The sequence below is a fragment of the uncultured Senegalimassilia sp. genome (assembly GCF_934636665.1).
Classification (GTDB): Bacteria; Actinomycetota; Coriobacteriia; order Coriobacteriales; family Eggerthellaceae; genus Senegalimassilia.
Genome location: NZ_CAKUAT010000002.1, coordinates 154,519 through 164,042 on the forward strand (window position 1 = coordinate 154,519; position 9,524 = coordinate 164,042).

Genomic DNA, 9,524 nt, shown 5'->3' on the forward strand with positions numbered 1-9,524 from the left:
GCGCCATGGCATCGCCTTTGCGCAAGCGCTTCCCGCGCGAGCTGAAGAACAATCTGGGGAAATACCTGGGCATCTTCCTGCTGATGTCCGCGACCATCGCGCTGACGTCGGGCTTTTTGCTGGCAGCGCATTCCATCGGCGTCATCATCGACGACATGCCCGAGAAGTACTCGATCGAGGACGTGCGCTTCACCACCGCCTTCGAAGCCACCGACAAGCAGCTGAACGCCGCCGCCGACGCGGCGCGCGACGCCGGAGCGGGCGGCGCGGACATCTTCCGCAACTGGTCGTTCGACGCCGACTTCGACCATGCGCAAGGCGACGACGGGCGCGACCGCACGCTGCGCGTCTACCAGCACCGCACCCAGGTCGACCTGGCAGCATACGCCGAGGGACGCGTGCCCGAGGCCGCCGACGAGGTGGCAATCGACCGCGTGTTCGCCACCAACAACGGCATAACCGTCGGCAAGGAGGTGGAGCTGTTCGGCCAGCGCTTCACCGTGTGCGGCATCATGACGACATCGGACAATCAGGCCCTGTTCCAGGACAACTCCGCTTTCACGGTGAACACGCTGACGTTCGGCGTGGCCGAGGTTTCCGAAAGCGGTTTTGCGGCGCTTGAGGCCACCGGGCATCAGCCGGCGTACACGTACTCGGTGCGTTTCGCCGACCGCGATTTGACCGTGGCGCAGCGCACCGACGCCGAGAAGGATATGGTTCGCGCGCTCTCCGACGCTGGGGCGACCGTGGACGACCTGACCGACTCGAGCGCCAACCAGGGAATCGGCTACGCCGCCGACGACGTTTCGGGCGACTCCACCATGTGGAGCGTGCTTCTGTACATGATCATCGCCATCATGGCGTTCGTGTTCGTGGTGCTGACGTCGGGCACCATCGAGGAGGAAAGCGCCATCATCGGCACGCTGATGGCCAGCGGATATCGTCGCCGCGAGCTGGTGACGCACTACCTGGCGCTGCCCGCGGCGGTGGGCATCGCGGCGGCCGTGGTGGGCAACGTGGCCGGCTACACCCTGATGAGCGAGCCGATGCGCAACCTGTATTACGGCAGCTACAGCCTGCCGCCTTACTACGCCACCTGGAGCTGGGGCGTGTTCGCGCAAACCACCGTGCTGCCCGTGGCGACGCTCGTGGGTATCACGTTATTGGGGCTTTTGCGCAAGATGGGTCACACCCCGCTGGAGTTTTTGCGCCACGAAACCAGCAAAGGCGGCGTGAAGCGCGGTTTTGCCCTGCCCGAGCGCCTGAGCTTCATCGCGCGCTTCCGCATGCGGGTGTTCTTGCGCAACCTGGGCAATTTCGCCACGCTGTTCGTGGGAATCGGGTTCGCCAGCATGCTGCTGCTGTTCTCGCTGGCCATTTTGCCGACCATGACGCACTACGCCGAGAACCTGCACAACAACGTGGTCGCCGAGCACATGTACACGCTGAAAGCGCCACTGGAAATCGAAGGCACGCAGGAAGATCGCGATGCGTGGGCGGCCGTTAGCGAGTTGCAGGGCGTGAAAGGCGACAAGCTGACCGCTGCGGAAGATGCCGGCGATGCGTTGGAGGACGCGGGAGATACGCTCCAGGCGGCAGCCGATACGCTGCAGAATGCGGCAGCTGCGCTGACGGCTTCCCCGTCAATCGAGTCCATGCAGGCTGCAACCAACGCGCAAGATGCTTTCACCCGTGCGCAGGATGATTTCGCCATAGCCCAGGATTCGTTCTACGAAAAGGTTGACGATATTGCCGCTGAACTGGGCAGATCGCGCGACGACGTGCTGGACATGATTGACAAGGCCGCCGACGTCGACGCCGACTCCGACACGGTGCACCCCGTGAACACGGTGGATAACGGCGCGGATAAAATCGCGCAGGCCGAGAAGTATGCCGTGTATTCGCTGGATTACGATCGCGGCGAGGGATCGGGCACGGAGTCGATCACCGTGTACGGCGTGCCCGAGGATTCGCGTTATTGGGACGACCTTGCCGTGGGCGACGGGCGCGTGGTGTTCGGCGGCGGGCTGATCGACAAGTTCGGTTTCGCCGACGGGCAAACCGTCAGCTTGTACGACAAGTACGAGGACGAAACGCGCGATGTCACCTACGAGGGCGACGCGTACACCTGGGGCACGAAGTCCGACATGGCCGTGTACATGAGCCTTGACGACTTCAACCGCTTCTTCGGAAACGACGCCGGGTATTTCAACGGCTATGCCTCCGATCAGGCGCTTGACCTGGACGCACGCTACCTTGCCAGCGACTTGACGCCCGAGAGCATGGACGCCATCGGCGAGCAGTTCGTCGGTATGATGGACGACATGATCGGCATGCTGGTGGGGCTTTCCGTGTTCATCTTTCTGGTGTTCATGTACCTGCTGACGAAATCGGTGATCGACCGATCGGCGCGCGCAATCAGCTACATGAAGGTGTTCGGCTACCGCGATTCCGAGATCAGCCGCCTGTATGTGCGCTCCATCACGCTGACGGTGGCGGTGTCGCTGGTGGTGTGCCAACCCCTGATCATCGGCGGGCTGACGCTGCTCTTCCGCGCCATGCTGCTGGCCTACAACGGCAACATCGAGATCTACGTGCCCATGGCCGCGATCGCGCAGGTCATCGCCATCGGGTTCGCCACGTACCTGGCGGTGGCGCTGCTACACATCCGCCGCATCAAGCGCGTGCCCCTGGCCCTGGCGCTGAAGGTGCAGGAGTAGAGGGCGAAGGAACTTTTGCGGAAGCGGCTGCCGCCAGATGCGCGGTGCCGTCAAGGCACGCGGCCGATTGTCCGCGCGTCCCCTTCCCAGCGCAAAACGCCCCTGCGGGCCGAAGAGGCCTACAGGGGCGTTCGCCGTTTTTCGTCAGCGCTTTTATATAAGAGAACCGAACATGTCTAATTGTTCTTTTTCTTGCAGCATGGGCACCAACACCTGTCCTTGAGGTGATCCGCTCTTAGCTCCCACTCGTTGCCACATTTCAAGCACTTTGCCTTCACTCGATAACGAGAGCCCCTATAGTCGTCTGGATTAACCTCAATTGAGTTCTCACTGAGATTCGAAATCGCATCACAGTAGACTTCTGCTCGCTCCCTTGCTTTTTGCTCCGGGGTCTTTTTCCGAACAGCGCGCTCCACATTTTTCTTTGGATGTTTTAAAGCCTGAACCTCCTTCGGAGGTTCTAATACCTGTGTATTCCAAATCCTAACGACTCCGTAATCTATAAGATACTGGACCTTCTTCATGATTCGCGACCGCTCATATCCAGTTTTTAGATCAACCTGATATCTGCCATCAAGTTGCGCCAACTGGTTTCCTCCCGAAAGAACAGGAAGCAAGCCAGCATTCTTTGCTTCGTTAAACCGATTAAGCAGTAATTCATTTTTCTTAATGAAGCCAAACCCTTCAAGTTCCAATAGCTCCTGCGCCCCATCGCAGATACAACGTCCCGACATCCCTGACGACCAATACATATCCATGTTTCCGGTAAACGGGTCGAGCTGAATATGCCGATAGAAATCAATGTCCACAATGAACCCATGAATCAGCCCCGACCCGCCAAAAGCCTTTACCTCTTTAGACAGTACATTCAGCGCCTCGCGAACTGGCCGAAAAACCGGTGCGACCTTTTCAGCATATTCCTCGAGGTGATTCCAATAATATGATAGGTCATCCACCGGAAGCGTTTTCCTAGCCCCACCATCTAACAAGCAAAGATGCTTCCCTTTAATCTGGGAGACAAACATATACACACCTCTACGCTTGAGACAATATATTGCACCCACTCGTTTAGTCTCTCCAACATAGATACCTCTCCCCGTATTAAAGTCCAAATACTGCCGCCTGCTGATTCGATAAATGCCGTCGCAAAGCGATTCAAAGGGATCATACGAGCAAGCAATATCTACCGATTTGAACGAGTAGCCAGCATTTCGATAGCCAATCTGATTTCCATGAATGTTTATTGCGTTATTCGGAAGACGGTCAATCCCATTTATATGCGTATGCCCGCTTACGTAAGTCCATCCTCGAACAATATCTTCAGGAGGACACCAATCAGAAGGCGGCATATGGGTAACAACGGCAACGCTGCAAATCCCTGCACATACTGCAATTTTGTTGTGAACAGCAAGGAAGCGCTTTGTCTCGCCAATGTCTGCATCGAGCGTGGGAATAACCCCACCGTAAAGATTAGCTTCCGCATTACGAATTTCATTTCGACCAGAGAAACCCGTTCCTCCGAGCATAAGGAAAGAGCATTTTGCGAAAAAGGCCGTCAACTCAGCTACATCCATTGAAGTTAATTGCGTTTCGCTGAGCTCAATAAGCCGTCTCCCGTCTTTATAAACCGCTAATACCGAATTGTGAAGAAGATGCACTCCGTGCTTTTCAAACATTGCTTTATATCTTGCGGCAATCGCATCCACATCACCACTAATTCCAGCAAGACCGGCTTCAAGGTATTCGTGATTACCCAGCACTGCCACTCGCACCGCCTGAGGTCTTTGCCTCTCAACAAACGAGCGGAAAAATGAATCCGAGATACTTAAGCTATCTGACGTGTCGCCGTCAAATACCAAAAAGGTGCTTCCAGTCGTATTTCCTTTTTGCTCCTCAAGCGAACGACTATATTCAACACAAGCATCAAAGGATCTTGCAAGCTCGCTAGCAAGCATATTGATTCCTTGAGCAAAGTCACCCTCATTGTTATCGCAACCCCTGAAAGACAGCTGATGCTCGATATGCATATCGCTTATGTAATACAAACGAACGCTATTGCCATGCTCACAACCACCAGCATCATAACAACGTCTCAGCAAATCGACATCGCCAGCAGAAACTAACGTCTGCTCTTCTTTCACGATTTGCCGGTCAAGCAACCGACACGTGCGTGCTAAATCGCAATACTCAATATGACTTTCTTCGGAAACGCAAGTCCCACATCCCTCCTTCGGCTCTCCACCTCGCATTCGAATCGCAGGTAAATCATCTTGATGGTCAGACGAAGACAGCGATCGTCGTTTTTGTTCCTGCCCTAACACCTCATCAGCATCATTTCCCGCCTTTAAGACCGCATCAGTAACGAACTCTTTAGGAACCAGGGATTTCTTTTTGTTTAAACGCAAAGCATGTGTCCCAATCCTGTTTGCAGCTACAACGCACAGCTGTTCAGTAAGGACTTTCTTCGGTATGGAGCCAAATACTCGAAGGGGGTGTCGACAATTCCCTAATGCTTGGCATGCAAGGGACTCAGTAACCAACCCTGAAGAAATTTCGCAGAGCAAATCTCCGTTTTGCGGAATAACGGCGTCTGCCTGTTCTTGGGTCTGTTCCGACTTCGGAATCTCCTTTATCAAATCAGGACACATTGCAAGATTATCAAGGTTTTCGGGATCAACATAACGGTGCTCAAGCTTAAGGGAGCGCTCCAAAAATGACCAGCTCTCCGCATCCCTGATATCCCGAAGCGACAAGATGGCGTTTTCTCCATCCGCGCACGACACCAGTCCGACAGCTTCGCCCATATATCCCCTATCGCCCGCGTAAAACAACATCCGTGTTTCGAAAGCTACATTTAACAGCTTAGCATTCCCTTATGCCGTTTAATGCCGTGAGAAACTCGGCCGGAGTTAACGACTGAACAGCAACAACTGCACAATAGACGCCAAAGCGGAATCCACTCACTGCCGAAATACAAGATGCCCTTCAACAACCTTCCCCTATATCAGTTCAGGTAGCCACACGGCATAGCTCGCACTTCGGTAGGCAACAAACTTTAGCCAAGACTGGCAGAAACCCGAAAATCCTTGGACGCGATAAATGCCAAATCTATCAGAAGATCGAAGAAGCAAAAATCGATTGCTCCCACGCCGCATTAAAGACCGTCAGCGAAACTAACTAAATCCTCAATCGCGAAAAGACACTCAACTCCAAAGAAACCGAATCCGTCTGAGCGTCTAATTAATGCCGGTTTATATACTTAACGCAAACCCAAGCAATACCGCTGCTACCGTCAGCAAGTAATCCTTTGCCGGCAAAGGCATCCCAGAACCCGAAAACAGCGACGCCCTGCCAACCGATTGCGCCGAGCATCCCTTCCCCATGCAAAAAGCCCCTGCGGGCCGAAGAAGCCTACAGGGGCGTTCGCCGTTTGGTAGGGTTTTGCGGGCTCGCAATTCACCGCTTTCGCGCTTTTGCGCTCCCGCTATCCGCGTATCGCTGCGCCGCGGGCCGCTGCGTTACTGCTCGAAATCGACGTCCTTGCTTTCGCGGAAGAAGGCCAGCGCGACCAGGGCGATCAGGGCCATGCCGCCCAGGTACCAGCCGAGCGACTGGATGCCGAAGTTCATGACCAGGGCCGATGCGATGGTCGGGGCGAACGCGCCGCCGGTGATGGCCGCCAGGTTGTAGCTCAGGCCGGCTCCGGAATAACGCACCTTCGCGGGGAACAGCTCGGGCAGATAGCTGCCGCAAGGGCCGAAGATCGTGCCCATGCAGGCGAAGCCGACGCACAGGAACACCATCACGGACAGCACGCTATGAGCGGCCAGCAGCATGGGCGCCACCAGAGCGAACAGCACGGTGCAAACGTTGCCGACCACCAAGACGGGCTTGCGGCCGCGCTTGTCGGCGGTCAGGCAGCCGACCAAGATGAACCCGGCGAAGAAGAACACCGAGACCATCTGCATCCCCAGATACTGCTGCTGCGTGAAGCCCAGCGTGGACACGCCGTAGGACAGCGACCAGGTGCCCAGCACATAGAACAGCGTGTAGGTGATGCTCATCGTGCAGGTGCCGAGCACAAGGCGGCGCCAATGACGGACCAGGTCGCGCAGCGGGGTCTTCGTGGTGCGGTTCTCAGCGGCGGCCTTTTGGAAGACGGGAGTCTCGCTCATGCGCATGCGCACCACCAGGCCGACGATCACGAGCAGGCACGACAGCAGGAACGGGATGCGCCAGCCCCAGGCGACCATCGCATCAGCGGGTAGCAGCGTATCGAGCAGCAAGTTCACGCCGTACGCGCAGAAGAACCCGATGGGCGCGCCGAGGTTGGGAAAGCTGCCGAACAACGCGCGCTTGTCGGCCGGTGCGTTCTCGGTGGCCACCAGCGCGGCGCCGGACCACTCGCCGGCAAGGCCCAGACCCTGGCAGGCGCGGCAGACGCACAGCAGCACGACGGCCGCGGGGCCGAGCACGTCGTATCCGGGCAGCAGGCCGACGCAAAACGTTGCGGTGCCCATGAGCATCAGGGCTGCGACCAGGGTTTTCTTACGACCGAGGCGGTCACCGAAGTGGCCGAACAACAGGCTGCCGAACGGGCGGGCCAAAAAGCTCACCGCAAAGGTGACGAAGGCGAGCAGCGTTGCCAGCACCGAGTCGGACTTGGCGACGTCGGTGAAGAAGATGAGGCCGAAGTAGCTTGCAGCAGCGATGGAATAGCAGTAGTTGTCGTAGAACTCGATGGCCGTGCCGACCATGGATGCGACCATAACCTCAAGAGTGGAATCGCGTTTAACCTGCGGCTTTGCGGCAACTGCTGCTACCGGGGCCGCCACGCCGGCGGTAGCGGTCGCAGGGGCCTGGCCGACGGCCAGCTTGACGGATGCGGGCGCGGGGGCCGCCGAAGCGCCGGCCAATGCCGGCTTCATGCCCAACTGCGGCATGCTTGCCAGGGGTTTTGCGCCGCGCATCTGCATGTTCGCCCCCTGCGCCTTCCCCTTGCCGAACAGGGGATTTCGCTGTTGCTGATCGTTCATTTGCCTTGCCTTTCCTTTCCTGCCGCATTGCCGGTTAGCGGCGCGGCACGTGTGGTCGATGACCGGTCCCGCAAGCGAACGTTGCTTGGGAAAAACGGAAAGCTTGGGCAAAAGGCCAGGTGGGAACCCATAAGACGGGAGGCGAAACACATCAGGCAAAATGCCGGCGCCGCATAAGGCGACGCAAAAAAGCCGGAGGCCGTTTTTCTCAAACAGCCTCCGGCTTGAAGAACCATCAGCTGCCCGTTTAGGGTTCGGGCAGCTGAAATGCAACCCGGACCCTAGATAATGGAGCTGATAATTCGGATATCCAGATTGGTGCAGGTCATCATATTTCCTAACGTTTGCAGGCTGCGGCGAAACCGCAAAACCCTGCCTCGTGCGCCGAAACGACGCGGTTTGCGAAGCGCATACGCGCTCCCCCGAACGCCCGTTGCATTCGATGGGCTTATATTCGCACTCCACCGAAAGACGTCAACCCAAGCTGCACCCATCGTCACAGAGTCTTAACATTTCCGACTACGCAGGTGGGGTTTTGGGTTTACGAAGCTCCCGCACTTTGGGTCAGGCGTTTTAGGGACGTAGCACTAGCTGTCCAAGGGGCGAAAGCCCAACGCGAAGTCAGACCTAAACAGCAGAGCCACCAGCGCCTACTTCTGTACAAACACCAGGTCGAGCTTGAGGATTTTCCCGCTGGGGCCTTGTTGGACGGGAATCCATCCTGCATATTCGAAGCCTTGCTCCGCATATCGTGCGATGATCTCGCGATGGCCGTTGAGCTTCGACGATTTCGGCGTGGTGAACGGTTCCACGCTTACCTGCTCGAATCGATACTCCATGTCATTCGCCCCTTTCGAAATCGGCTGCCCTCATTTCGCGCTTGAAGTGCTCAATGCTCGCCAAAAACGCGCTGGACTTCACCAAGGCCAGACCGCGTTCCTCGTCGCCCAGCAACAGCAGCTCATCGCCCGGCTCGATGCCGAACACCTCACGGGCGCGCTTTGGGATGACCATCTGTCCGCGCTCGCCAACGCGCACCGAGCCGAAGATGTGCTTGCCGCGCGGCGGCGGGGTCTCCCCGAGCTCGGTCGGCTTGTAGTTCGCCAGGACATCGAGCGTGACGCCGACCACCTCGGCAAGCGCGCTGCCGTTTGCCAGATCAGGCACGCTTTCGCCCGCCTCCCACTTCGCCACCGTCTGCCGCGACACGCCCACGCGATGCGCCAAAGCCTCTTGCGTCAGCCCTTTCGCCCGGCGAAGCATCTGAATATTCGAACTGATCATGCGACACCTCCTGATTTGGATTGTCGCAGGTAAATGCAACGTTTTCCACCAACTAAGCGCGGAATCCGATAGGTGCGCATGTTAAGAACGGTTGGCATGTTGCGCAAGACATATAGCGCAAGGAAGGGAGAAAAAGAACAGCCCGGATCGTCTCCGTACGCGCATTGCGTGCAGGCGGCTCGAGGCAAGTCCATGGCGAGCGAATCGCGCGAGGCTGCCGGCGGCGCGTCAGCGCGCAAATCCCTCCCAAATGCAAAAGGGCCGCCGCCCGGGGATGCGGGCGGCGGCCTGGGGAAGGGAGGGCGGCGGCTTCACGCCGCCGCTCCAAGGGAAGGGGCCCGCCCCGGGAGCCCGCCCCCGAAGGGGAAGGGACCCGGGCGGGAGGGACGGCCCGCCCCCCCGCGATCGGCGCGGGGCCGGGCGCCCCGCCCCGCGGGCGGCTAGAGCGTCCAGGCGACCGTCATGGTCACCGGCAGCGCGGCCA

General features: G+C 57.9%; 5 protein-coding genes. 1 reads left to right on the top strand and 4 read right to left on the bottom strand.

The genetic code is table 11. The features are described 5' to 3' along the window. Nucleotides 1–5 precede the first annotated feature (5 nt). Nucleotides 6–2,720 (top strand): ABC transporter permease, encoded by a 2,715-nt coding sequence (locus Q0G75_RS01405; RefSeq protein ID WP_294415849.1) that lies wholly within the window; start codon nucleotides 6–8, stop codon nucleotides 2,718–2,720. A gap of 176 nt (nucleotides 2,721–2,896) precedes the next feature. On the opposite strand, the gene Q0G75_RS01410 is transcribed toward Q0G75_RS01405, so the two are convergent. The 4 genes from Q0G75_RS01410 to Q0G75_RS01425 all read right to left on the bottom strand — a co-directional run bounded on the left by Q0G75_RS01410 (nucleotide 2,897) and on the right by Q0G75_RS01425 (nucleotide 9,040). Then, nucleotides 2,897–5,524, bottom strand: a complete 2,628-nt coding sequence (locus tag Q0G75_RS01410; protein ID WP_294415851.1) for a hypothetical protein — start codon at nucleotides 5,522–5,524, stop codon at nucleotides 2,897–2,899. Nucleotides 5,525–6,238: 714 nt separating this feature from the next. Next, a complete protein-coding gene (locus Q0G75_RS01415) occupies nucleotides 6,239–7,756 on the bottom strand; it encodes an MFS transporter (RefSeq protein WP_294415853.1) in 1,518 nt (505 codons plus the stop codon). Nucleotides 7,757–8,406: 650 nt separating this feature from the next. Continuing rightward, nucleotides 8,407–8,595, bottom strand: coding sequence for a DUF4177 domain-containing protein (locus Q0G75_RS01420; RefSeq protein ID WP_294415855.1), 189 nt, complete (start codon nucleotides 8,593–8,595; stop codon nucleotides 8,407–8,409). 1 nt (nucleotide 8,596) lies between these two features. Beyond that, nucleotides 8,597–9,040, bottom strand: a complete 444-nt coding sequence (locus Q0G75_RS01425) for a helix-turn-helix domain-containing protein (protein WP_294415857.1) — start codon at nucleotides 9,038–9,040, stop codon at nucleotides 8,597–8,599. Nucleotides 9,041–9,524: the final 484 nt, after the last annotated feature.